The 22942-nt window shown below is 41.2% G+C and carries 21 protein-coding genes; 6 read left to right on the forward strand and 15 right to left on the reverse strand.

The features are described 5' to 3' along the window. The first annotated feature begins 190 nt into the window (after positions 1 to 190). Complete coding sequence (locus AU255_RS14020; RefSeq protein ID WP_080523560.1) at positions 191 to 850, forward strand: OmpA family protein; 660 nt, start codon at positions 191 to 193, stop codon at positions 848 to 850. A gap of 75 nt (positions 851 to 925) precedes the next feature. On the opposite strand, the gene htpG is transcribed toward AU255_RS14020, so the two are convergent. After that, positions 926 to 2854 (reverse strand): molecular chaperone HtpG, encoded by a 1929-nt coding sequence (gene htpG / locus AU255_RS14025; RefSeq protein WP_080523561.1) that lies wholly within the window; start codon positions 2852 to 2854, stop codon positions 926 to 928. Between the two features lie 223 nt (positions 2855 to 3077). Here htpG and AU255_RS14030 point away from each other — a divergent pair, with 223 nt between their 5' ends. Then, positions 3078 to 3272, forward strand: coding sequence for a CPXCG motif-containing cysteine-rich protein (locus AU255_RS14030; RefSeq protein WP_080523562.1), 195 nt, complete (start codon positions 3078 to 3080; stop codon positions 3270 to 3272). A 265-nt stretch (positions 3273 to 3537) separates the two neighbouring features. Here AU255_RS14030 and AU255_RS14035 read toward each other — a convergent pair whose 3' ends face one another. From AU255_RS14035 to AU255_RS14045, 3 genes are read right to left on the reverse strand one after another with little or no spacing between them, the layout of a single operon-like run. Beyond that, entirely contained in the window at positions 3538 to 5250 is a 1713-nt protein-coding gene (locus tag AU255_RS14035; protein WP_080523563.1) for a ferric reductase-like transmembrane domain-containing protein, read from the reverse strand. Positions 5251 to 5271: 21 nt separating this feature from the next. Next, positions 5272 to 7170, reverse strand: a complete 1899-nt coding sequence (locus tag AU255_RS14040) for a hypothetical protein (RefSeq protein ID WP_080523564.1) — start codon at positions 7168 to 7170, stop codon at positions 5272 to 5274. 47 nt (positions 7171 to 7217) lie between these two features. Next, on the reverse strand, positions 7218 to 9191 hold the full coding sequence (locus AU255_RS14045) for a multiheme c-type cytochrome (RefSeq protein ID WP_080523565.1): 1974 nt from the start codon (positions 9189 to 9191) through the stop codon (positions 7218 to 7220). A gap of 222 nt (positions 9192 to 9413) precedes the next feature. Between AU255_RS14045 and AU255_RS14050 the strand changes: the two genes are divergently transcribed. Beyond that, complete coding sequence (locus AU255_RS14050) at positions 9414 to 9635, forward strand: hypothetical protein (RefSeq protein ID WP_080523566.1); 222 nt, start codon at positions 9414 to 9416, stop codon at positions 9633 to 9635. Between the two features lie 160 nt (positions 9636 to 9795). Here AU255_RS14050 and rplS read toward each other — a convergent pair whose 3' ends face one another. The 11 genes from rplS to def all read right to left on the reverse strand — a co-directional run bounded on the left by rplS (position 9796) and on the right by def (position 20289). Beyond that, positions 9796 to 10140, reverse strand: coding sequence for a 50S ribosomal protein L19 (rplS, locus tag AU255_RS14055; RefSeq protein ID WP_080523567.1), 345 nt, complete (start codon positions 10138 to 10140; stop codon positions 9796 to 9798). A gap of 9 nt (positions 10141 to 10149) precedes the next feature. After that, positions 10150 to 10896 carry a tRNA (guanosine(37)-N1)-methyltransferase TrmD gene (gene trmD, locus AU255_RS14060; protein ID WP_080523568.1) on the reverse strand — a complete coding sequence of 249 codons (747 nt, stop codon included), beginning with the start codon at positions 10894 to 10896 and terminating at the stop codon, positions 10150 to 10152. Next, positions 10896 to 11399 (reverse strand): ribosome maturation factor RimM, encoded by a 504-nt coding sequence (gene rimM / locus AU255_RS14065; protein ID WP_080523569.1) that lies wholly within the window; start codon positions 11397 to 11399, stop codon positions 10896 to 10898. The genes trmD and rimM overlap by 1 nt, the downstream gene beginning before the upstream one ends. 2 nt (positions 11400 to 11401) lie before the next feature. Further along, positions 11402 to 11659 carry a 30S ribosomal protein S16 gene (rpsP, locus tag AU255_RS14070; RefSeq protein ID WP_080523570.1) on the reverse strand — a complete coding sequence of 86 codons (258 nt, stop codon included), beginning with the start codon at positions 11657 to 11659 and terminating at the stop codon, positions 11402 to 11404. A gap of 106 nt (positions 11660 to 11765) precedes the next feature. Beyond that, the gene (gene ffh / locus AU255_RS14075; RefSeq protein WP_080523571.1) at positions 11766 to 13121 is read right to left on the reverse strand and encodes a signal recognition particle protein; all 1356 of its coding nucleotides are present in this window, start codon (positions 13119 to 13121) and stop codon (positions 11766 to 11768) included. A gap of 381 nt (positions 13122 to 13502) precedes the next feature. Then, positions 13503 to 14870, reverse strand: a complete 1368-nt coding sequence (locus AU255_RS14080) for a sigma-54-dependent transcriptional regulator (RefSeq protein WP_080523572.1) — start codon at positions 14868 to 14870, stop codon at positions 13503 to 13505. Further along, entirely contained in the window at positions 14867 to 17017 is a 2151-nt protein-coding gene (locus tag AU255_RS14085; protein ID WP_080523573.1) for an ATP-binding protein, read from the reverse strand. The genes AU255_RS14080 and AU255_RS14085 overlap by 4 nt, the downstream gene beginning before the upstream one ends. Continuing rightward, positions 17005 to 17568 carry a DUF4390 domain-containing protein gene (locus tag AU255_RS14090; RefSeq protein WP_158083132.1) on the reverse strand — a complete coding sequence of 188 codons (564 nt, stop codon included), beginning with the start codon at positions 17566 to 17568 and terminating at the stop codon, positions 17005 to 17007. The genes AU255_RS14085 and AU255_RS14090 overlap by 13 nt, the downstream gene beginning before the upstream one ends. Beyond that, the gene (gene rsmB, locus AU255_RS14095; protein ID WP_080523575.1) at positions 17546 to 18832 is read right to left on the reverse strand and encodes a 16S rRNA (cytosine(967)-C(5))-methyltransferase RsmB; all 1287 of its coding nucleotides are present in this window, start codon (positions 18830 to 18832) and stop codon (positions 17546 to 17548) included. Before rsmB ends, AU255_RS14090 begins: the two co-directional genes overlap by 23 nt. Positions 18833 to 18857: 25 nt before the next feature. Continuing rightward, entirely contained in the window at positions 18858 to 19781 is a 924-nt protein-coding gene (fmt, locus tag AU255_RS14100; protein ID WP_080523576.1) for a methionyl-tRNA formyltransferase, read from the reverse strand. Between the two features lie 4 nt (positions 19782 to 19785). Further along, positions 19786 to 20289, reverse strand: a complete 504-nt coding sequence (gene def, locus AU255_RS14105; protein WP_080523577.1) for a peptide deformylase — start codon at positions 20287 to 20289, stop codon at positions 19786 to 19788. Positions 20290 to 20445: 156 nt separating this feature from the next. On the opposite strand from def, the gene AU255_RS14110 reads away from it, so the two are divergent. Genes AU255_RS14110 through AU255_RS14120 form a run of 3 tightly spaced genes read left to right on the forward strand, consistent with a single transcriptional unit; the run spans position 20446 to position 22930 of the window. Beyond that, positions 20446 to 21315, forward strand: coding sequence for a hypothetical protein (locus AU255_RS14110; protein ID WP_080523578.1), 870 nt, complete (start codon positions 20446 to 20448; stop codon positions 21313 to 21315). A gap of 46 nt (positions 21316 to 21361) precedes the next feature. Beyond that, positions 21362 to 22423: a DNA-processing protein DprA gene (dprA, locus tag AU255_RS14115; RefSeq protein WP_080523579.1), complete on the forward strand. Its 1062-nt coding sequence runs from the start codon at positions 21362 to 21364 to the stop codon at positions 22421 to 22423. A 39-nt stretch (positions 22424 to 22462) separates the two neighbouring features. Continuing rightward, on the forward strand, positions 22463 to 22930 hold the full coding sequence (locus tag AU255_RS14120; RefSeq protein ID WP_080523580.1) for a DUF494 family protein: 468 nt from the start codon (positions 22463 to 22465) through the stop codon (positions 22928 to 22930). Positions 22931 to 22942: the final 12 nt, after the last annotated feature.

Raw genomic sequence — 22942 nt, forward strand, 5'->3', positions numbered from 1 at the left:
TACCTAATTATCAATTAAGCATTATTCTACCTGAATCATAGCGTTTTATACATCGTCAGAGTTATCGCTTATAATTACAGTCGATTGTATTATTTATAAACTAAACTTTAAATAACATCAAAGGACTTTTACCTACCAGGCTAATACAGACTGTATTAGCCCCAAATTTTTACTAAACAAGAGATTTACAATGAAAAAATTAACCAGCATTATTTTAGCGGCTGCACTCACTACAGGCTGCGTAATTGATCCCTATACTGGCGAAGAAAAAGTATCCAACACAGCCTGGGGAACGGGTATAGGTGCTGGTGCTGGAGCAGCAACTGGCGCGGCTATTGGCGCTATTGCCGGTGGCGGAAAAGGTGCTGCACTTGGCGCCGGTATCGGTGCTGGCGTAGGGGCCGCAACTGGCGCTGGAGTGGGTTACTATATGGACACTCAGGAAAAGAAATTACGTTTACGCCTGGAAAGCACTGGTGTTAGAGTACAAAGAACTGGCGATAACTTAAAGCTAATCATGCCGGGTAATATAACCTTTGCCACGAATTCCGAGACTCTTAATAGTAATTTTTTTCCTATCCTCGATTCAGTTGCCATCATTTTTAAGGAATTTAAAGACACTAATATCGACATAGCCGGTTTCACCGACTCTACAGGCAGCGACCAATATAACCAGGAATTATCTGAACGCCGTGCCGCTAGTGTAGCCAATTATTTAATCAGCGCGGGGGTGGGCAGTAGCAGAATTCAATCCCGTGGCTTTGGCGAACGTTACCCCGTAGCATCAAATGATAGCGCAGCAGGACGCGAACAAAACCGTCGAGTAGAAATTAATATCCGACCTAAATAATTTTTTTTATTTAAGACACAAAAAAGGCCGCGAAAAGCGGCCTTTTTCGTCAAACACTAGCTCAATGCCAAGTATTTATTTCAACAAGCCCTGCAATAGACCATTCAGGTTATGTACAAACTCGGCAGGGTCATCTAACTGTCCGCCTTCGCTTAATACTGCCTGATCAAACAAAATACGGGTTAAATCAGCAAAGCGTGTATCGTCTTGCTCTTCTTTTAAGCGTAACACTAAAGCATGTTCTGGATTGATTTCAAACACTGGCTTAGTCGCACCCATACCAAACATATTCATATCCTGGCCCGCTTCTTTCATGATGCGTTCCATATTCAAGCTCATTGCGTCCTGCTCAGTCACCAGACAAGAAGGTGATGCCGTTAAACGATGGCTGATACGTACTTCACTTACTTTATCTTTTAACACATCTTTGATTTGCGTAATCACTGACTCAAAATCTTTAGATGTTTCTTCTTGTTCTTTTTTATCTTCTTCAGTATCGAATTTATCTAAGTCTAATTGACCTTTTGCAACTGATTGCAATACTTTACCATCAAAGTCATTCAGGTTAGAAACCAGCCATTCATCAACACGGTCTGATAATAATAGAACTTCTATACCTTTTTTACGGAAAATCTCTAGGTGTGGGCTATTTTTAGCCGCTGTAAAACTATCTGCAGTGACATAATAAATTTTATCCTGCCCCTCTTGCATACGACCGATATAATCTTCGAAAGACACGTCTTGTGTATCAGTATTCGCATGAGTTGAAGCAAAACGTAAAAGCTTGGCTACACGCTCTTTGTTTTTATGATCTTCAATTGGCCCTTCTTTGATCACATTACCAAATTGCGCCCAGAAAGTAGCGTATTTTTCTTTATCGTTTGTAGCGATCCCTTCCAATAAACCCAGGACTTTTTTAACTGCGCCTGCTTTGATCGTGCTGATTTTTTTGCTTTGTTGCAAAATTTCACGTGATACGTTGAGTGGCAATGAATCCGTATCAATCACACCACGAATAAAACGCAAATAACGCGGCATTAATTGCTCTGCATCGTCCATAATAAATACTTTACGCACATAAAGTTTTACACCATGCTTTGCATCTCTATCCCACATATCAAAGGGTGCGCGTGCAGGAACATACAACAACATTGTGTATTCGTTAGTGCCTTCTACCTTACTGTGTACGTGAGCCAAAGGATCCTGGAAATCATGTCCTACATGCTTGTAAAATTCGTTATAGGCTTCGTCATCTAATTCATCTTTGGATTTAGTCCATAATGCAGAAGCACTGTTAATCGTTTCGTCTTCAACTTTTGCAGGCTCTGTTTCATTGCCTTCTTCATCAGTCACAGCAGGAATTTCTTTCGCCATCACAATAGGTAAAGAAATATGATCAGAGAATTTTTTAACGATAGAACTTAAGCGGTAGTCATTCAGGAATTCTTTTTCAGATTCTTTTAAATGCAAGATAATATCCGTACCACGACTTGTTTTTTCTACTGTTTCCAGTGTGTACTCACCTTCACCAGTTGATTCCCACAGCGTTGCTTCCTGGCTACCTGCTTTACGCGTAATCAAGGTTACCTTATCAGCAACAATAAACGCAGAGTAAAAACCCACACCAAATTGACCAATCAATTCACTGTCTTTTGCCTGATCGCCGGTTAGTGCATCAAAAAACTGTTTAGTACCTGATTTTGCAATAGTTCCGATATGCTCTTGCACTTCTTCGCGCGTCATACCAATACCGTTATCACTTACTGTGATTGTATTTGCATCGTTATCAAACGCAATACGAATTTTTAAATCGCTATCACCTTCATACAGGCCATCATTAGAAAGTGCTTCAAAGCGCAGTTTATCAGCCGCATCGGATGCATTAGAAATCAATTCACGCAAAAAAATCTCTTTATTACTATACAAAGAGTGAATCATTAAATGTAATAAATGCTTTACTTCAGTTTGAAATCCTAGCGTTTCTTTTTTAGCTTCAACGGTCATTATGTAAATATCTCCAAAATAATTGAAATTATCTTCTCGATATAAGGGTAAAGAATGTTTTTTCAAGGGCTAAATTTAAGCAATATAAAATACGCACAAAGTAATTCACTCTTGATTAGCATATTTTTTACATTTTTCCTTGAAAATACGGAGACTTTATTAATTGAATAGCAGTATTGACACATCACTATTTTCTGATCAAACTTAAGCAGAGGTACTTATCATGAATGAACTAGAAGAACGCAAAAAACAATGCCCTTATTGCGGAGAAAGCATAGATATTTTAATCGACTGCTCTGAAACACATCAAAACTACATTGAAGACTGCCCTGTTTGCTGCCAACCCATTACTGTTGATGTAACAGTCTCTCATGAGGGTGAAATAGCTATTGTGTTATTCCAGGAAAATGAGTCATAAGAACTAACTGTTATTTACAAGACAGAATTGCTAATAACAAAAAAACATAACCATTCTAAACATCTTGCCCTTGCCGATAGGACTTCAACTAAGACAACCTCGTGTAAATGCTCAAGATCATTTAGAGCCTAATATCAGTATCCAATATAATTATTATGCTGCTAATGCTGCATCTTTCAATTCTTGCCTATTTATCGATAAACATAGACTTTGCATGAAATAGCTAGATCTAGATAAGAAAACAAAGTATTGCTTGATATTGGGATTATGAAGCCAATTCTATATCAGATGCGGGGATAGAACTACAGGTCAGACAATAACCTTCCTCAGGCGTAAAGGATGGCGCTACCGGGTAATGAACTTCACCTTTAACCAGTTTTTGGCTGCAAGAGCCGCAATTGCCCATACGACAGCCAAAAGGCAGTGTAATACCGTTAGCCTCGGCAAATTCAAGAGTGGACTCTGCTTCGCCCGTCCAGGTCAGGATTTTTCCAGTCTGATCAAATTTCACCTGATATTGATTATCGGCTTTAACTGCAGCTGATTTGCGCTTGACGGTAGATGGTCCGAAAGCTTCAAAATGAATACGTTCATCGGCGACTCCCCATAAATCCAGTCCTTCAGCTAAATCTGCCATCATCGGTCCCGGGCCACAGAAATAAAAATCGAAATCATTGCCTGGCAATATTTGTTTCAATAAATCAAGGGAAACGCGACCTTCAATATGGTAATCCTCTCCCAGCCTATCCTGTTCTGCTGGAGCACTGTAGCAGACATGCAACTTAAGATGCTTGTTTGCCTGAGCAATCGATTTCAGGTGATCTTTCATAATCTGTTCACTGCCATTGCGGACACCATAGAAAAACCAGATATCAGATCCACGTTTAATGCCGGATTTGTGCAAGTGATTTAGCATACTGAGCACAGGTGTAATTCCTATACCAGAACCTATCATGACAATTTTATTGAGTTTCCCTCTCTCAGGGAGACAAAAACTACCATTGGGTGCCAACACTTTTATAGTGTAGCCTTGTTTAACCTGATCGTGCAAAAAGGAAGAAGAAAGACCTGGCGGCAATTCGGGTTTATCACGCGGCGGCGGGATGCGTTTTACTGAAATGCGGTAATAATCATTACCCGGCGCATCAGATAGGCTATAACAACGAACCACCTGCTTTTCCTGTCCAGGTATGTCAAAGCGAAAGGTCAAAAATTGGCCGGGTTTGTAATTCGGCAATTTAAATTTTTCGCCCGGTTTCAAGTAAAACGAATGAACCTGATCCGACTCAACCACAATCTTATCCACACTGAATAACTTTTCATCGCTCCAGACAGGTACCGGAGGTTGCTTTTTTGTGGGTATCTCTTTAAATAGCAATTGTAAAAAGTTTCTGCCTATACGTAGAGTTTCCAATACAATTAATGGCAGGAACATAAGCAAAGTGCCGAATAAATCTTCATTTTCGCCAAACCCGCGATGCATAAACAATATAAATGCAGCTAAATAGACAATGCGATGTAAACGTTTCCACCATTTATATTTTAAATGTTTTACTGAGAAATTATTACTGGTAAGAAATAAAGGAATGAGCAGACACAAGCCTGCCAGTCCAAAAAATAGATAAAACAGGTCAGGTTCCTGAAAATCTCTTACGATTTCCACCGGACTTTCTGCTTGATTTACATAGAGAAATGCGTGAAATGATGCATACAGAAAACAACTAATTCCAATCGCGCGTCGGTGAACATTCAACGCGGCGATAACAGGCCATTTAGGAAAGAACTGCTTCAGTGGAGTCAGGCACAATACAAATATCAAACAACTAATGGCTGTGTTGCCAAAAAAATCCTGCATATCAGAATATTTCCAGGCACCTAAACTACCCTCCATAGATAGAAACAACATGTAAAGCGCTGGAAAGGCAAGTAAAGGCCAGGCAAACAGCTTTTTTGAAATAATCGTAGCGATAAACTTCATTAAGGATTCCTGCTTGCTGGATTAAAAAAAGACGCTAAAAACCGAACGAACACCATAACCAACGCTGCGCTTATGATTTTCCTGATGGCTTACATAGGAACCCAGAGTCCATAAAAAATTGCTGCCTAGCGCTTGTTCGAACTGAGCACCTAAAGCGATTGCACTGTCTTTGGTAACCCCTCCGAATTCAAAGATAATCTTTCTATGAATCGATCCCAGATAACGCTCATATCCGATAGCACCTCCGAACATATTTTGCGCATCACTGGGCAATGCCGGTCCGTAGCTTCCAAGACCTGATGCAGAAAACAACAGACCGACCTGACCCAGAGGACCTCCAGCATTCGAGTTTCGTGCCGCTGAAGTAAACTCGCCAATTCCCCAGAATACATTCATATAAGCATTATCAACCGTATAAGGCGGGGTTAGGTTAAACTGGGAAAGTAGTAGCGCACCTGTTTGCGAAACTGTTGTATCTTTATTTAAAGCAATTGACTGGTTGTAGCTGAATGTTGTATTCAGTACTCCCCATAATTGCTGGTATGAGGAAAAAGCAAAATTTAATCCATTGCTGGGATTGCTATCATTAACATCGTAAACCACGACTAGATCCGCTTCTATCTGGTGTTCTGCATAATTGAAGGTAGAAAATAAACCTATTAACTGGGCTTTGTCATCGCGTATATTATCGCTGCGATTTATAAAATTCCAGCCAAACAAACCTGTAATAGTCGCTTCAGCACTACCAAACAGGTTCAAAGATGTCCGTGTAATACCTATCGAGTCAATGGTATCGTTAATTAATATTCCCGATTGGTAATTAACCGGTTGTCGCCCCAGGGCAAAGTCAAAACTGGCCCAGTTTCCGGTTGGACTTTTCAGCCCAGGAAAAAGACTATCGAAGCGTCCCTCAAAAAACAGGACTTGCACATGACCATTAGTCGCATCAACACCCTCCCCTTTCGGATATATATTGTAACCAGAGAACTGACCGTTATTGTCAAAGGGTGTAAAACCGATTAGCAGACGTTCTGTCGGCGTAAGATTCAAGTTACCATAAATATCCAGCGAGTTAACCCATTCGCTGACCTGCTGGTTTCCATCATCGGAAGTCTGCACTGCTGTGCTATAGGTTCCAAATGGAAAAAACTGTGGCTGCCATACTGCCCCTGTTGGGAGCTCGAATCCTTTACTAATTGGACCACTGCCAAAAAAAGAATCACCAAGATGAAAAAGTGTATCAGGGCGTTCAGGTACTTCTTGTAAAGGAATTGAGCGTGAACTCAACTCTGTATGCTGGATGCGTTCAGGCAATTCAGTTATGTTTTTTAAATCATCTTTAGAGAGTGTTGCTCCGGACTCTGCCAAAGAAATCGCCTTAGGATGGTGTGCTTTTTCATCAGATGCTTTCTGACCTTCGACAAGCAATTTAACCTTAGCTTCTTCCTGGTCAAATTTTCGCTTTGCATCCTGCCCAATGGCATCAATTTTTTTTCTAGCCTTATCAAGATCATTTACAAACTTCGCATTGGCCTTGTTTTTTAATTTCTCTGCTTCGGCTAATTTATTGTTGTACTGAGTCATTGCTTTGCTTTTGATTTTCACAGCATCAGATATCGCAGCATCAAATTCTTCATGTTCAGCATTTTGAACTCTGTTTTTAGCTTTTTGCACTGCTTTTTTCAGGTCAGCATCGGCCTGGCTTTTGAGCGTTGCAACATGCGCCATCTCTTTTTCAAAAGCTTGATGCGCCTGTTCTTTTAGCTGCTGAGCTTCAGCAGCATATTTATGCCAGAAAGTTATAGCTTCATTATTATTTTGTTCCTGAGCATAGCCCTGATCAGGATAGCTAATTATTGTTGCCGAAAACACTAGATTAACAGCAAACATCCCCCTGATTACCGGGTTTTGTATCGTCATACTGTTACCTTGTTTATTTTAAGAGGAATGTAAACATTGGAGTGAACCTAAAAAATTTGTTCCAGATCTAGCAACCAGGACTCTTTATGCAATTGCGGAGGTGAATTCATAATCTGATCTTCAGTTGGCGTCAAATCCAATATGCCAGATTTTTTATCCAGCACAATATTGTGTTCCCACAAGACCATCGCTCCTTTTACTATCCGATCAGCAACTTCCTTAGCGGACAGGCCGTAGTCAAATCCCACACCGCTGACATCCCAGGTCAAATGTACTGGCATCATCTGGGAAATAAATTTAAGGTTAACAGTATAAGGTCCATTCCCGGTCAATGCCTCCGCATCGATTTTGTATTCGCCCCAACGTGTACCACGAGGAGACAGGGACCTGACCAGCTTCCGGGTATCCGGCGGTCTTCCGGTAAGTAAGCTGGACGCGGTATTCGGGCGGATAAATGGAAGTGCTGTCTGAGAATAGTTCACAGTCAGGATTTCAGGACGGTATCCTCCACGGATAGTCAGCCCCAAAAAGTCAGATTCAAGTGAGAGTAAATATGGGTCAGCAGGCACTTCCCAGTTATGCACATAACGGGATAAGAAATCTCGAACATCGCCGTTAGGATCACGATCCCCGGAACGAAATACGACTTTGCCTTCCGCGTCGGCAACAGTCACCTGGACGAATACCAGTCTTTCCGAATCGAAACCGGTCGGCACGTTATGTCCGTCGGTTCCATTTTTTATTTCGACATTAAAGGCTATCTGTTCATCATTATTCTCTTCAACAACAAATTTTCCAAACTGATAACCTCGTCTTAGTAACTGATAACGTGCGACATCAAAATTGGCCATACGTTCAATTTGTAACTGAATAAACTCATGGGCTTTGCGTCTTTTTTCATGACTTTTCCAGGCTTCAGGGAAAGGGTGTCCATCATTATTGACACTTTCAAATACATCAGAACCCCAGCCAGCCTTGTAATCAAAACTAAACCAGTCTTCAAACGATGCAATCTCAGGCCCTTCAGTAGAGTGTGGAAATATCCCCGGGTGTACAATCGGATAATCAGGTCCAGGAAATGAATGATTGGTTATTTTCTGTATCGGCGTGGGTAATCCGCCTATATGCGCCACAGGGCCTTTTGCATAACCGGATTTTATCCCCGGTTTTTTACCCATATGACAATCCTGACAGGTCTCTCCTCGTGCTTTGGCTGGAGAATTCAGAAACTGAGTATACGCTGCCTCCAGGCGAAAACCATTTTGTGAATTCACATCGTGGCACATGGAACAAATTTGAGCATTTGAGAAATATGCTCTTTTATCTGCCTGCGAATGAATGCGTTCACTACCTGGCTTTATGTCCGGAGCAGGAGACACACTGTCATTGTCGATAACTTGTTTAAGAATCTCATTGGAAAGCGGGCCATACATCGGGGCATTAATGGAACCTTGTTCCAGACCAAATCGTCCGCTTACTCGCCCATAAGGTTTTTCAATGCGATGACATACAACACATGTAATGCCCTGTCTTGACACCGCACTACGATTTGCGTTTGCAGTAAATAAAGGCTCTTTAAGAGTCATGCCCACTTCGGTATGGCAACGCACACAAAAATCGCCATTAGTCCCTTTACTACGTTTAATAAAGGTAGCTTGCATCGCATTAAACATGGGACTGATTTGAGCATAAGAATGCGGTGACGCAGACCATTCCTGGTATTCTCTAGGGTGACAGTCTGCACATTGTGACGCTGATGGAAACCGATCGATGACAGCCAAGTCGTAATGCGCCCTGGCACCAAGATCTTTCAATGCATCAGCACTTAATTGATCCAGTTTTTGGCGTTCCTTTTGACCATAGCTATTAACTTCTCGCTGAACTTTTTTAGTTTCTTGTTTAGCATCTTTTACAAGACCTTCAGCATCCGCTTCAAATCTATCCAATGTTGATGAAGAGTTTTTCTCGGTCCCCTTATTTTCAAATCCGAAGGCCACTGAATTGAATAATATCAGCAGCATAAGGATCCTTGAACTTTTCAGAATTAGGTATCCAGGCACAGTAAATCCAGCAAATAATTATGAGGTACTAAAAAACCAAAGCAAATTTTAGGTTTAAAGCTGTTCGCAAACTAAATCAAGTCAAATACCTCCGGCAAAGCCGGAGGCTTGTAATCGTGAACCGCTCGAGGCGGGTTAATTTATTTACCACCTAAAGATGGCAGTGTCTTAAAATAGATCGATATGCGCGCCACTATTTTTCGCGAAAACGGCGACGGGGTCCGCCCGGTTTCCGTAGCGAAAAGCTACGTGGCAACTAATTACCCGGCAGCGCGCGGCATCAATCGTTTTGAAGAGCAAGACTTACCCTTTTATTCTAATATCATTGAACAAACCTCAGAAGCAGAAAAACTCCATCGTGTTTTGATTGAAGAAACGATAGTTAATATATCCAGGAATTTATAAAGCAATATCGCTCAACAATGACGTTTTCTTAATCAGCCTACTATATGTAGGCTATCACTCGATAATATATACACTGTAGAATCGCCTTCCAACAAACCAGCAAGCATAAAAAAGGTGCCCTAAGACACCTCGTTCTATTTGAATCACCAAGAAGTAATGCTTATAGTTTTTCTTTAATACGTGCAGCTCTACCAGACAAGTCACGCAAATAATACAATTTAGCTCTACGCACTGCACCACGACGTTTAACCTGAATATCGCCAACAAGAGGACTGTGTGTTTGAAAAACACGCTCAACACCCACTCCATGAGAAATTTTTCTCACTGTAAACGCCGAGTTTAATCCACGATTACGTTTAGCTATGACTACTCCTTCAAATGCCTGTAATCTTTCGCGCTCGCCTTCCTTTACTTTTACCTGCACAACAACAGTATCGCCAGGGTTAAAAACTGGCATATCTTTTTTCAGCTGTTCTGCTTCTAATTGACTAATAATATTACTCATTACTGCACCTTATTTATTCTTTAATTCAATTTTAAATTCTTCTAACAACGCCTGCTGTTCCGTTGTTAATTCTTTATTCAACAACAAATCTGGTCTTTTCTGCCAGGTTCGCCCTAATGATTGCTGCAACCGCCAGCGTTCAATTCCTTTATGATTACCACTCAACAAAACATCAGGAACTTTTTTTCCTTCAATAACTTCTGGCCGTGTATAGTGAGGACAATCTAATAATCCATACATATGCGAATCCTGCTGTGCAGATTCATCATCACCCAAAACACCAGGCAACAATCTTGACACACCGTCAATGACAACCAACGCTGCTAATTCACCGCCACTAATAACAAAATCACCCAGAGACCACTCTTCCTCGCATTCATCCTCGATAAAGCGCTCATCAATCCCTTCGTAACGCCCTGCGACTAAAATCAATTGATCCAAGGCGACACTTTCGTTCAGAAGCTGCTGAGTTATAGGCCTTCCCTGTGGACTCAAATAAACAACTTTAACGCACCGTGCATCCGCTGAATCTTTAGCGTTATCTATAGCATCTTTTAAGGGTTGATACTTCATGACCATCCCCGGACCACCACCATAAGGCCGGTCATCGACTGTTTTGTGCCTATCCGAAGTATAGTTTCTTGGGTTCCAGACTGATAAGTTAACTATTCCCTGTTTTATCGCACGCCCAGTAACTCCATACATTGCACTATCAAGCATCATTTCCGGGAAAATTGTGATCACATCAAAACGCATTAAAAATCAGCATCCCAGTCGACCACCATCTCACCCGCTACCAGGTCAATATTGATTATAGTCTGTCCTTGTAAGAAAGGAATTAAACGCTCCCTTTCCCCCGAGACAACCACAACATCATTAGCCCCAGTCTCCAGCATCTGCTGGACAACACCGAAATCTATACCTTCGACTGTTTTAACCTGCAATCCAACAAGATCTGCCCAGTAGTACTCACCTTGCCCTGCTTTAGGCAATTGATCAGCATAAATAAAGATTTCCCAGCCATTTAATTGAGCTGCGTCATCCCTTTCATTAATACCTTCCAGACGAGCCACAACTGTTTTGCCATGTCGTCGGCCATCAATCACTTGAACTTCCTTGCTTTCCTTGCCCTTTTTTAAAGTCCAAGGAGAGTAAGTCAGTATATTTTCGCGTGTTTCAGTATATGAATATACTTTTACCCAGCCTCTGACACCAAAAATGCCCGAAACTTTACCAACACAAACAAATTCTTCAGCCAAGCTTATGCTGCAGCTGCTTGCTTTTTAGCATCTTTAATTAATTTAGCAACTCGCTCAGAAGGCTGCGCGCCTTTTGATTGCCAATGCGCTACGCGCTCTTCATCAAGTCTTAATCTTTCCTCTGATCCTTTAGCTAAAGGATTAAAAAAGCCTAAGCGCTCAATATAACGTCCATCACGGCTGTTTCTGCTATCAGTCACAACTACATGATAAAAAGGACGATTTTTTTGCCCACCTCTGGCAAGACGAATAACTACCATCTAACTTCCTCAAAAATTACATTTAACCAAATTTAATCCAACTATTCTACGCGTTTTAATTTTTATGTGAAGCAAAATTCTAAAAAACATAGCAAGTAATCGAAATTTACATTCGCATTCCGCGCATATTACTTTTTAATCCACGCATCATATTTGCCATATTTCCTTTTTTGAAGCGCTTCATCATTTTCTGCATCATTTTAAATTGCTTCAAAACACGATTCACATCTTGCAGCTCTTGCCCACAACCCGAAGCAATACGTTTCTTACGATTACCTTTAATCAAATCAGGATGGCGTTTTTCCTGCTTAGTCATTGAGCGAATAACGGCAATTTGACGCGACAATTCCTTATCATTGACTTTATCCCTCATTTCCTTTGGCACTTCATTAATACCGGGTAATTTATCCATCATTGCACCGACGCCACCCATACCCTGCATTTGCTCTAATTGCTCACCAAAATCGGCAAGATCAAAGGATTTTCCTTTTTGTAACTTTTTAGCTAACTTATCTGCTTTATCTTTATCGACCTTCTGCTCAATGTCCTCAATCAGACTGAGCATATCCCCCATACCCAAAATTCTAGAGGCAACCCGATCTGGATAAAAGGGTTCTAAAGCATCTGTTTTCTCACCGACCCCAACAAACTTAATAGGTTTCCCAGTGATATAGCGAATAGACAGGGCAGCCCCACCACGAGCATCACCATCCGTCTTCGTTAAGATGACTCCGGTTAATGGTAGTGCCTCATCAAACGCTTTGGCCGTATTTGCAGCATCTTGTCCGGTCATGCTATCGACAACAAATAATGTCTCAACCGGATTAATTGCAGCATGCAACTGCTTAATCTCAGTCATCATTTCATCATCGATGTGCAAACGTCCGGCGGTATCGACAATAACGACATCCAGGAATTTCCTTTTTGCCTGCTCAATGGCATTTAGCGCAATTTCGGCTGCGCTTTTCGTTACATCAGTTTCAAAAAAAGTCAGCGATAAATCATCAGCTAGTGTTTCCAGTTGTTTAATCGCAGCTGGACGGTATATGTCCGCACTCACCACCCCAACAGACTTCTTTTTTGTCTCTTGCAGCCAGCGTCCTAATTTAGCAACTGTAGTTGTTTTACCAGCACCTTGTAAACCAGCCATTAGAATAACAGCAGGAGGATTAGCCTTTAAATCCAGCTCCTCGTTTGCCTCCCCCATAATACTAACAAGTTCAGCCTGCACTACCTTAATTAGCGCCTGTCCTGGCGAAAGGCTTGCCTGCACTTCCTGCCCCAAAGCACCTTGTTTTACTTTCTCAATAAATGCAGTAACAACAGGAAGCGCAACATCCGCCTCTAACAATGCCATACGCACTTCACGCATGGCATCTTGAATATTCTCTTCTGTCAATCGGCCCTGGCCACGAAGATTTTTTAGGGTTTTGCCTAAACGGTCGGTTAAATTATCAAACATAATCAGTACTAGATCTCACAAAAAGGCCGGCTAAGACTTATTTAATAACACAAATATATCTCAGCACAGTGTCTAAAATTACTTTAACTCTTAATTATCCTAAATATTTATGCGATGGTAAACAAATAAACTTAGAACTCGATTGAAATACAGTTAATTTTTACAGGAAAAATTACAATATTTATAGATTCTCGCTTTCTCCATAGACTTCAGTGCAACCAAATAGACAGGATAATAAGCTACTGAACTTTCTCAGTTTTTCGGGTGTCATCTGGCCAGCTGGGGTATTTATTAATAGGATTGCCTCATTGCCCCCCAACAAAAAATCGCACAACGCTATGAATTGCTATAGTTTGCTTTTCAAATGCAGAGATCAGTGCACTATTCTTTTATATTTAAAGCGTGTAACTTACGGTATAAATGAGTTCGTTCCACACCGACTGCTGTCGCTAACTTGGCAACGTTTCCCTGATTTTTTTCAAAATGATATTCTAAATATGCTTTTTCAAATTGCTCTCTTGCTTCTTTAAGAGAAAGCTTGAAAAAAATCGGCACACTATCCTGCTGCTCTACCGCAACACTGTCCAACACTGTGCCGAGTGCGGTTTTTACCTCGGCCAGCTCGATATCATCACCAGCACCCAAAATCATTAAGCGCTGTACCAGGTTTTTTAATTCTCGAACATTTCCTGGCCAGATATAATTCCTTAAAAAATTCTGTGCGGACATAGTGAACTTTCTAAATGCCAATTTCTCATGCTGGACAAAATAATCGACATAAAATTGTAACAATGCGGGAATGTCTTCACTGTGCTTGCGTAAAGGCAAGACTTCCATAGTGACTTCATTGAGCAAATAATACAAATCCTGTCGAAAACGCCCTTCTTTTACTTCATTTTCGAGAATTACCCGCGTAGAGACCATCACGCGAACATCTACATGTACCTGCTCAGTTCCTCCCACGCGTAAAAAAGAACGGGACTCGAGAGCACTTAATAGTTTTAACTGAGTCTGGGCATCCATACCTGCTATTTCAGCTAAAAACAAGACACCACCATGTGCTCGCTCCAGCAAACCTGGAAAAACCGCCCCTTCAATCTCTTTACCAAAAAATTCTACCGCTGCGTTTTCCGGTGCGATACTGCCCACAGCAACATCAATAAAAGGACCATTCTTTCGCCCACTGTGCTCGTGCAAAAATCGCGCATACAACTCTTTTCCTACACCACTTTCCCCGACAAACATAACTTTAGTGTCATGCTGAGCAAGGCGTTTTAATTGTTCTTTAATACGCTCTGCAAAGGCACTACGCCCAACAGGCTCATTAACCACAGAAAGCTGTTGCTTTAAACCCGCATTCTCTCTCTGTAACATATGCGCATCAACTGCACGCTCAACGACTAATAGTAAGCGTGCTAATGATAGCGGTTTTTCCAAAAATTCATACGCGCCAAGTTTGGTTGCTTCAACTGCAGTTTCAATTGTACCGTGCCCAGACATCATAATAACTGGTGAAACAAACAACTCATCTTCTCCCCATTCCTTTAACAGCGTAATTCCATCTGTATCTGGCATCCAGATATCCAATAGAATCAAATCTGGCTGATGGCGTAGCTTCAAACGCCTGGCCTCTTCGGCATTCCCTGCCATATATACGATATACCCTTCATCCTGAAGAATTTCCTGAACTAGCTGACGAATATCTGGCTCATCGTCTACCACTAAAATATTTGCTTTATATCCACTCATTGCTGTGTCTCTTCGAATATTGCTGGAAATTGCATAATAAAACCAGCTCCCTGCTTATAATTACTATCCAGACGGATAGTTCCACCATGCTCTTCAATAACTTTCTTCACAATCGCCAAACCTAAACCCGTGCCTTTTCGCTTATTAGTGACATAAGGGTCAAAAATACTTTTTGCCTGGTTTATATCAATACCACTTCCGGTATCGTAAATACCTAACTGCACCATAGTACTATTATATTTTCTGACTGCCTGCAATTTAATAATGATTTTTCCTTTACCATCCATCGCCTCCAGAGCATTTTTAAACATATTATGCAAGACCTGACGTATGCTCACTGCATCCGCTTTAATTAACGGAATACTTTCCCCTAATTGCAATTCAAATTCTATTTCAGGGTTCGCTCCATACAAGATAATAACTTCTTGCACCAAGGCCAGTAAATCAAGATTGGCTGCTTGATTTCTCACTGGTTGCGCATATTCGGAAAAATCATCAACCATATGCTTCATTGCTTCCACTTGCTGGATAATAGTTCCCGTAGAACGACTCAACATCTGTGCATCTTCCTTTTCAAGCTTTGCTGATAGCTTATGTTGCAACCGTTCGGCAGATAATTGTATCGGTGTTAAGGGATTTTTAATTTCATGAGCCAAGCGCCGCGCTACTTCTGACCAGGCTGCATTTTTTTGTGCCTGTATTAAATCTGTTATATCATCAAAAACCAGCACAGCCCCAATATAGCCTCCTTCGGTAGAAAACAGAGGAGTACCCTGGCATAACAATTCCTTTCGTCCATCAGGTCCGTCAACTACGATATTGCGTTGCCAAATATCAAATGATTTTTCTAATAAAGGCTGAACAACGTCAACCAGCGCCATTAAATCAGGTCGCCCCTTTGCTAATTGAATTAAATTCTGCCCATAAAAACGCATAACCTGCACATGCAAAATAATGCTTGCCGCCTGGTTTGCTGTGCGGATATTCAAACTTGAATCAAAACTCAATACCCCTGCTTTTAAGCTGGTTAACAATGTTTCTAAATAAGCTCTTTGGCGTTCAATTTCATAAGTACTTTTTCGCGTCTCATCCTGTGCTCGTGAAATCTGACGCACCATTTCATTAAACGACTCAACCAAAAAGCCTAAATCATCCTGCCGTTTTGCTGGTAATAATTGCTCATAATATCCTGCGGCCACTGCCTGTGTACCACGAACTAAATCACGAATGGGGGCAATAATGCCGCGCACACTAATAAATGCAGCAGAAACAGCAGCCAAAAAACTCATTAACAACACCAGAGACAAAACCAGAGAAAAACTGACCTTTAAAGAATGCCTTAAATAAGTCATTTCCTGAAATCTGACATAGGCAAATTCCACAGAATCGGTTAAATCATTAATACGTTCTGGTACCGGATAAACTATCTGTAAAAAATAGTCTTTTCTCGGTCTAATCGCAACAATGGTTTGCACGACCAACCTGCCATCTACCGAGGCAAGATTAACAAAATCTTCACCTTGCTGTACCTGAAAAAACAAGGAACTAACTGGCAAGCTAGGTAAAATATCACTCTGAGTCAAACCACTAAACGCAATAATTTTGCCTTTTTTGGTCAACAAAGTGACCTCATTTGCAGCCGCTATTTCGCGTAATTGCTCTATCTCCAGACTAATCTCTTGTATAGTCTTATTGCGTAAAGATTCTGTTAAACGTTGCGATTGTTTTAAGTTCCAACGCACCCGCTGCTCCAAAGCCGAGTGACTTAATTCCAGCGCATCTTCCATCGCAGCATCCAGCTCCACATTAAACCAGCTATCAATGCTCTGATGTAAAAATTTCATAGAAAAATAAAACACCGTACCAGCGGGCACTAAAGATAAAACAATAAATAACAAGACGATATTAGTCGTTAAGCGTGAACCTGCTTCACGTTTTTTGAGTCTGCGAGCCAGGGAAAAAATGTTGTAGCCCACTAATGCTAGTAAACATATGGTCCCCACAACATTACTCAAGAGTAGCCAGGAGTACATATCCCCCAGACTTGAGGTATCCTGCAACGCTGAGCTCATTAACTGCAGAGACAGTACAATAAAACTCAGTAGAAACAGAATAGAAACGCTAAATGGAATTTTTATTCGCACCATCTTTTCTCATTTGTCGACAAGTCCCATTGGCTGTCAAAATAAGCGACAGGCCGTAATGGTGCAGGTAGCATTTCTTTATCAAAAGATATATTTAAGACACTGATGACACATTGCTTAGCAACATATCCCGATAGCGGCATTTCCTCTGTTTCAATATGTTGCATAAAGGCAAGCGCTTCTGACAAGCTGTAAAATCGCCTGAATGTTTTTTTGCGCTCATCTTTAACTCGAAAATTATCCAGCAAAGTATAATATGTCAAACTATAGCGATAAGTATGGGCAAACAAAGTTTTGTCCCAAAAACGCTTTTTCTGCTTCAGCTCAATTGATACATCCCAAAATAAGGCAATACCACTATACAGAGCCTCTTCTGCTTCAGGACTCAACTTAAAATCGAGGAGAATACTTAGCTTAGCCTTGTTGTCTATCAAACTTAACTGCGCCTGTTTAATTTTGACAAATTTACCACCTGCATAGCAAACATCCCATCCACTGAGTATGATAACAAGACAACATAACAACAGCGCTTTACTTTTTCTGCAACCGCGCATAATAAAACCCATCCATATATTGGCTGCCAGTTAGTACCTGACGACCAAATGGCCGCTTATTCCCCCAGTCCGCATCTATTAATAATTCCTGTGCATCATCATGCTGTTGCAAAAAATGCTCAATTTGTAACTCATTCTCTTGTTTTAAAATTGAACAAGTTGCATACAACAGTATTCCTCCAGAGGCTAATAAGCGCCAGCTAGCATGCAAAATCTCCTGTTGCAATGCCTGCAACTGAGCAATATCTTCTGCGCGTCGTAATAATTTAATATCCGGATGTCGCCGCACAACCCCTAAAGCAGAACAGGGTGCATCCAGCAAAATACGCTCAAATGCAACACCATCCCACCAGCTATCAGGCTGCGCCGCATCAGCAGCTAACAAATCTGCACTAAGGTGTAATCGAATTAAATTTTCTTCTACTCTTGTCAGGCGCTGCGCATCAATATCAATGGCTAACATGCTTTTTAATTCAGGCTGTAACTCCAGAATATGCGCAGTTTTTCCTCCTGGTGCAGCACAAACATCCAGGACACGATCTCCAACCTGCGCATCTAGAAGTCCCGCCGCTAGTTGCGCAGCCGCATCTTGAACTGAGACCCAGCCTTCAGCAAATTTTGGCAACTTATCAACCATCATTGGCTCAGACAAGATAATAGCTTGCCCTGAACTGGCTAAAGCACTTGCTTCTATCTGCTGTTCAGCCAATAAATTCAAATACGCATCACGCTGACAAAATCGCGTATTTACCCGTAAAGTCATCGGTGCCGTGTGATTATTTGCCTGGAAAATTTGCTTGGCGTCACTACTACCCCAATCCGCTTTAATCGCCTTAATCATCCAGTCGGGATGCGCATAAGCAACATGCTTATCTGCTAAAGCCTCCAATTCATCCTGTTCTCGTAAGTAACGCCTAAGCAATGCATTCAGTAATGACTTTGCCCACTGTTTTCTGTTCATTACCGCCACAGTCTCAGAAACAGCCGCATGATCTTTAACACGCATATATTTCAGCTGATACAAACCTAGTAGTGCCAATGCTTTAATTTGTATATCCTTATCTTTAATTGGCCTGTTGACTAGCTGATTTAAGATGTAATCAAGCCGATAATACTGCCTAACCGTGCCATAACACAAAGCCTGAATAAAGGCTTTTTCCTGTTCATCCTGTACTTCCATCCACGCAGTTTCAAGAGCCGCTGTCATAGACTTGCCTGACAATACTTTCACTAAAACATTTGCTGCAACTAATCGAGAATTCAATTTATCATTCCTTTACTAAGTCCATTTAGCTCAATCGTAAACCAGCTACATGATGTGCATTTAAAAAATCAGCTACCTGTATACGTTTTTTACCCGGCATCTGAATTTCCAGCAAACGCAATACACCTTCCCCGGTTACCACATCAATATGCTTGTCATCATCTAAAATCAAACCAGGTGTTGAATTAACATTGTCATCTACCACTTCTGCCTGCCAAATACGCATTACTTTATCTTGTAACTTTGTCTGTGCAACAGGCCAGGCATTTAATCCTCTTACCTGACGCGCTAAATGAACCGCTGGATGTGTCCAGTCTATTTCCGATTCGCTTTTCTCAAGCTTATGAGCATATGTGACCAAAGCTTCATCTTGTTTTTCAGACCTTAATTGATTCGTTTGCATCAATAACAATGTTTCTCGCAAACCTTCTGCTCCAAGTACCTTCAAGCGATCATGCAATTCACTCGCTGTTTCATGCTCACCAATTTCACAATTTGTCTTATACAACATATCACCGGCATCCAGCTGTTTAACCATGTGCATAATCGTCACGCCAGACTCTTTATCGCCCGCCATAATGGCGCGATTAATAGGCGCAGCGCCGCGCCACCGAGGCAATAACGAGCCATGGATATTAATACAGCCAAGCCTGGGAATATCTAATACTGTCTGAGATAAAATCAGGCCATAGGCTACAACCACCATTAAATCAACATCCAGAGCTTTTAACTGCGCTATATCAGTTTCTTGTTTGAAGTTTAGCGGCTGAAAAACAGGTATTCCCGCACTTAATGCCAAGGCTTTGACCGGACCTGGTAATAACTTCCGGCCTCGCCCGGCTGGTCTATCCGGTTGCGTATATACGGCCATTACTTCATGTTCAGAATTCAGCAGCATTTGCAATGCCGGCACTGCAAAGTGAGGTGTTCCTGCAAAAATAATTTTCATCTGTTTATTTTTCTCTTTTATGCAGTTTATCCATTTTCTTTTTAATTCTTTGACGCTTTAAAGGCGACAAATAATCAACAAAAAGTTTGCCCTGCAAATGGTCCATTTCATGCTGAATACAGACAGCTAATAATCCTCTGGCTTCTATTTCAAATGATTTTCCTTTTTTATCTAATGCAGCCACCTTAACCTCTTCTGCACGCTGCACAGGTTCAAAGATGCCCGGTACCGATAAGCAACCTTCATCTGACTCCTCTTCCCCCATTTGCTCAATAATCTCAGGATTGATTAAACAGATGGGATTATTTTTATCCTCACTTGTATCTATAACAATAATACGTTTATGTATATCTACCTGTGTTGCCGCCAAACCCACACCATGTGCTTCATACATTGTCTCTAACATATCATCAACCAAGCTCTCAATCGCCTTATCAACCACCGCCACAGACTTCGCCACAGTTCGCAAACGCGGGTCAGGAAACTCAAGAATTGATAAAATACTCACTAAACTCTCCAAACTTTAATTATTTATGAGTGGAATTCTATCTGAAATCATCTAAACTTTATACTTAGCAAGCTCAGTGTTACCCATTTCTTTTGTGAAAATCAATCATTCACAACGACACTTAGCCTTTATTTTTTGATTGATTGGAATAAAAGAATGGCTTCTAAAGCAATAATAGGACTTATTTTTACCCTGGTATTTAGTCTTTCCAGCTCGGCTGATGTGGTTAATTCGAACGCCTCACATCCTAGCAGTTATGCCGTTGTTAAAGGTGATCAGCGTGTACTCTACCCGCATATACGAACTTCAGACGAAGAAGTCGCAATCGCAATGATTCCTTTCGAAGCCATCGCACCCTACTTAAACTCCCCTAAAGTCGTTAGTAAAGATGAACTAAATAATGCACCCTATATAGTTGATTTTGCAGGTGAGCATTTAATGGCAGGAGAAGGAGTCAGTATTTATGTACGCACCATTTTAAAGCCCGATTATCTTGCCTATACTACTTATCGACCAGGCAAAACTTATATAGACCCGGAAACTGATGAAATTTTAGGTTATGAAGCCAAGTATATTGCCGACAATGTCATTATGAATCTGGGGGACCCGGCCACTTTGCGTATTACCAATGCGGATAGTGAGGTTCGTCGTGGCGATCGCCTAATGCCTACTTCGGAAGAGGAAGTTGTATTTGATTATTTCCCCAAACCTCCGACCAAATTTATTCAAGGTTCCATTATAAGTGTGCTCAATGGCGTTCAGGAAATTGGTACCTATGACATTATTGTTCTAAGCAAAGGCGCACGCGATGGACTTAAAGTAGCTGATATTCTAACCATCATGCAAAAAGGTAAACTTATTCCCGACCCTTTCTTTAAAATCAAAAATGAACTGGTCAAGTTACCTGACCAAAAAGCTGGTACAGCTATGGTTTTCCGAGTCTTTGAGCGGGTCAGCTATGCATTAGTCATGTATGCTAACAAAAATATACGAGTTTTAGATTTGGTACAAACACCTGAAGAATAATTCCAAGCTGAATACAGAAAAGCACCAAAAATACTGGCTTGCGCTAATGCGCACGCCAGGCATAGGCAGTAAAACCTTTTTAAAATGTCTGGATTTTTGCCCTCCTGAACAACTTTTTAATGAATCACGCGAAACCTTAATCAAATTAGGTCTGCGTCCAGCAACTATCGATGCCATTAAAAATCCCGACTGGAATATTGTCGATCAGGATTTATTATGGCTAGAACAGCAAGGTAATCACCTCCTGCTATTCACAGATACGGACTATCCCAGCCAGCTAAAAGAGATTCCAGACCCGCCACCATTATTATTTGCCCGAGGTGATGTCGATTTAATCCACTTTCCGCAGATAGCCATCGTAGGCAGTCGCAACCCTTCTTCTCTAGGCATACAAATCGCGACTGATTTTGCCAGCAGCCTGGCAAAATCAGGTTTTGCTATTACTAGCGGTTTAGCGCTTGGTATTGATGCCGCAAGTCACCGTGGTGCTTTAGCTGCGCAAGGTAAAACCATCGCAGTAACCGGAACAGGCCTAGACCGAGTTTACCCTGCCACACACAAAGAACTTGCCACTGAGATCGTCAACAATGGTGTACTTATTTCTGAATTTCCACCGGGCACTACAGCGAAAGCAAATCATTTCCCTCGACGTAATCGAATTATTAGTGGCCTATGTGTCGGAATATTAGTGGTAGAAGCTGCAAAGCAAAGTGGCTCATTAATCACAGCCCGTATGGCGCTAGAACAAAATAGAGAGGTTTTTGCTATACCTGGATCTATTTATAATCCGCTGGCACGTGGCTGTAACGCCCTGATTAAAGAAGGTGCTAAACTGGTTGAAACAACACAGGATATATTGGAAGAATTAAGCCATTTTTTTCAACCGCTCACTGCACAAAGTATCAGCGCAAACACAAAAAATCCAAGCAATCTCGATGAACAGCAACAATCCCTGTTGAATTATGTTCAGTATAGCCCCACTTCAATAGATCGGCTAGTCAATGAAACGGGCTTTTCAATAGAAAATATTGCTTCACACTTGCTCATATTAGAATTACAAGGTTATATTATTGCCACAAACGGCAGTACTTACACTCGCTTAAAATAGTCCGCTTTCAAGCTGACCAGCCCACCAAGAGGCCCCTTAATGACTGAAGACATTTTTGATGTATTGATCTATCTATTTGAAAATTATATGGATAGTGAAATTGATATCATTCCCGATACCGATATACTACAAACAGAGCTCAAGGCTGCTGGCTTTAATTCAGGCATTATTTTAAAAGCCTTTGAATGGCTAGATACACTGGCATTACAGGAAGAACCCATCTTCAAATCTGAAAAGAATTTCCGTATTTTTTGTGCTGAAGAATGCCATAAACTGGATATTGAATGCCGTAGCTTTATTCTGTTTTTACAGGATATGAATATACTTAATTCTGTCAGCCGCGAACTTGTGATAGACCGCGCAATGGCCGTAGATAATAAGAATGTTTCTATCGAAGAACTAAAATGGATAGCCTTGATCGTCTTACTAAGCCAGGCAGATGAAGAACTTGCCATCGCGCATATGGAAAACATCATCTATCAGGATACACCGGCTTTTTTAAATTAATACCGCTTAAAA

Origin of the sequence: Methyloprofundus sedimenti (assembly GCF_002072955.1) — a bacterium.
Lineage (GTDB): Bacteria > Pseudomonadota > Gammaproteobacteria > Methylococcales > Methylomonadaceae > Methyloprofundus > Methyloprofundus sedimenti.

Excerpts from the sequence above, each read along its gene's own strand:
- AU255_RS14045 (WP_080523565.1), bottom strand. The coding sequence starts at position 9,191 with ATGCTGCTGATATTATTCAATTCAGTGGCCTTCGGATTTGAAAATAAG.
- AU255_RS14040 (WP_080523564.1), bottom strand. The coding sequence starts at position 7,170 with ATGACGATACAAAACCCGGTAATCAGGGGGATGTTTGCTGTTAATCTA.
- AU255_RS14110 (WP_080523578.1), top strand. The coding sequence starts at position 20,446 with ATGGCTTCTAAAGCAATAATAGGACTTATTTTTACCCTGGTATTTAGT.
- dprA (WP_080523579.1), top strand. The coding sequence starts at position 21,362 with ATGCGCACGCCAGGCATAGGCAGTAAAACCTTTTTAAAATGTCTGGAT.
- AU255_RS14085 (WP_080523573.1), bottom strand. The coding sequence starts at position 17,017 with ATGGTGCGAATAAAAATTCCATTTAGCGTTTCTATTCTGTTTCTACTG.
- AU255_RS14090 (WP_158083132.1), bottom strand. The coding sequence starts at position 17,568 with ATGCGCGGTTGCAGAAAAAGTAAAGCGCTGTTGTTATGTTGTCTTGTT.
- AU255_RS14080 (WP_080523572.1), bottom strand. The coding sequence starts at position 14,870 with ATGAGTGGATATAAAGCAAATATTTTAGTGGTAGACGATGAGCCAGAT.
- ffh (WP_080523571.1), bottom strand. The coding sequence starts at position 13,121 with ATGTTTGATAATTTAACCGACCGTTTAGGCAAAACCCTAAAAAATCTT.
- AU255_RS14120 (WP_080523580.1), top strand. The coding sequence starts at position 22,463 with ATGACTGAAGACATTTTTGATGTATTGATCTATCTATTTGAAAATTAT.
- fmt (WP_080523576.1), bottom strand. The coding sequence starts at position 19,781 with ATGAAAATTATTTTTGCAGGAACACCTCACTTTGCAGTGCCGGCATTG.
- rpsP (WP_080523570.1), bottom strand. The coding sequence starts at position 11,659 with ATGGTAGTTATTCGTCTTGCCAGAGGTGGGCAAAAAAATCGTCCTTTT.
- trmD (WP_080523568.1), bottom strand. The coding sequence starts at position 10,896 with ATGCGTTTTGATGTGATCACAATTTTCCCGGAAATGATGCTTGATAGT.
- htpG (WP_080523561.1), bottom strand. The coding sequence starts at position 2,854 with ATGACCGTTGAAGCTAAAAAAGAAACGCTAGGATTTCAAACTGAAGTA.
- AU255_RS14020 (WP_080523560.1), top strand. The coding sequence starts at position 191 with ATGAAAAAATTAACCAGCATTATTTTAGCGGCTGCACTCACTACAGGC.
- rplS (WP_080523567.1), bottom strand. The coding sequence starts at position 10,140 with ATGAGTAATATTATTAGTCAATTAGAAGCAGAACAGCTGAAAAAAGAT.
- AU255_RS14035 (WP_080523563.1), bottom strand. The coding sequence starts at position 5,250 with ATGAAGTTTATCGCTACGATTATTTCAAAAAAGCTGTTTGCCTGGCCT.
- AU255_RS14030 (WP_080523562.1), top strand. The coding sequence starts at position 3,078 with ATGAATGAACTAGAAGAACGCAAAAAACAATGCCCTTATTGCGGAGAA.
- AU255_RS14050 (WP_080523566.1), top strand. The coding sequence starts at position 9,414 with ATGCGCGCCACTATTTTTCGCGAAAACGGCGACGGGGTCCGCCCGGTT.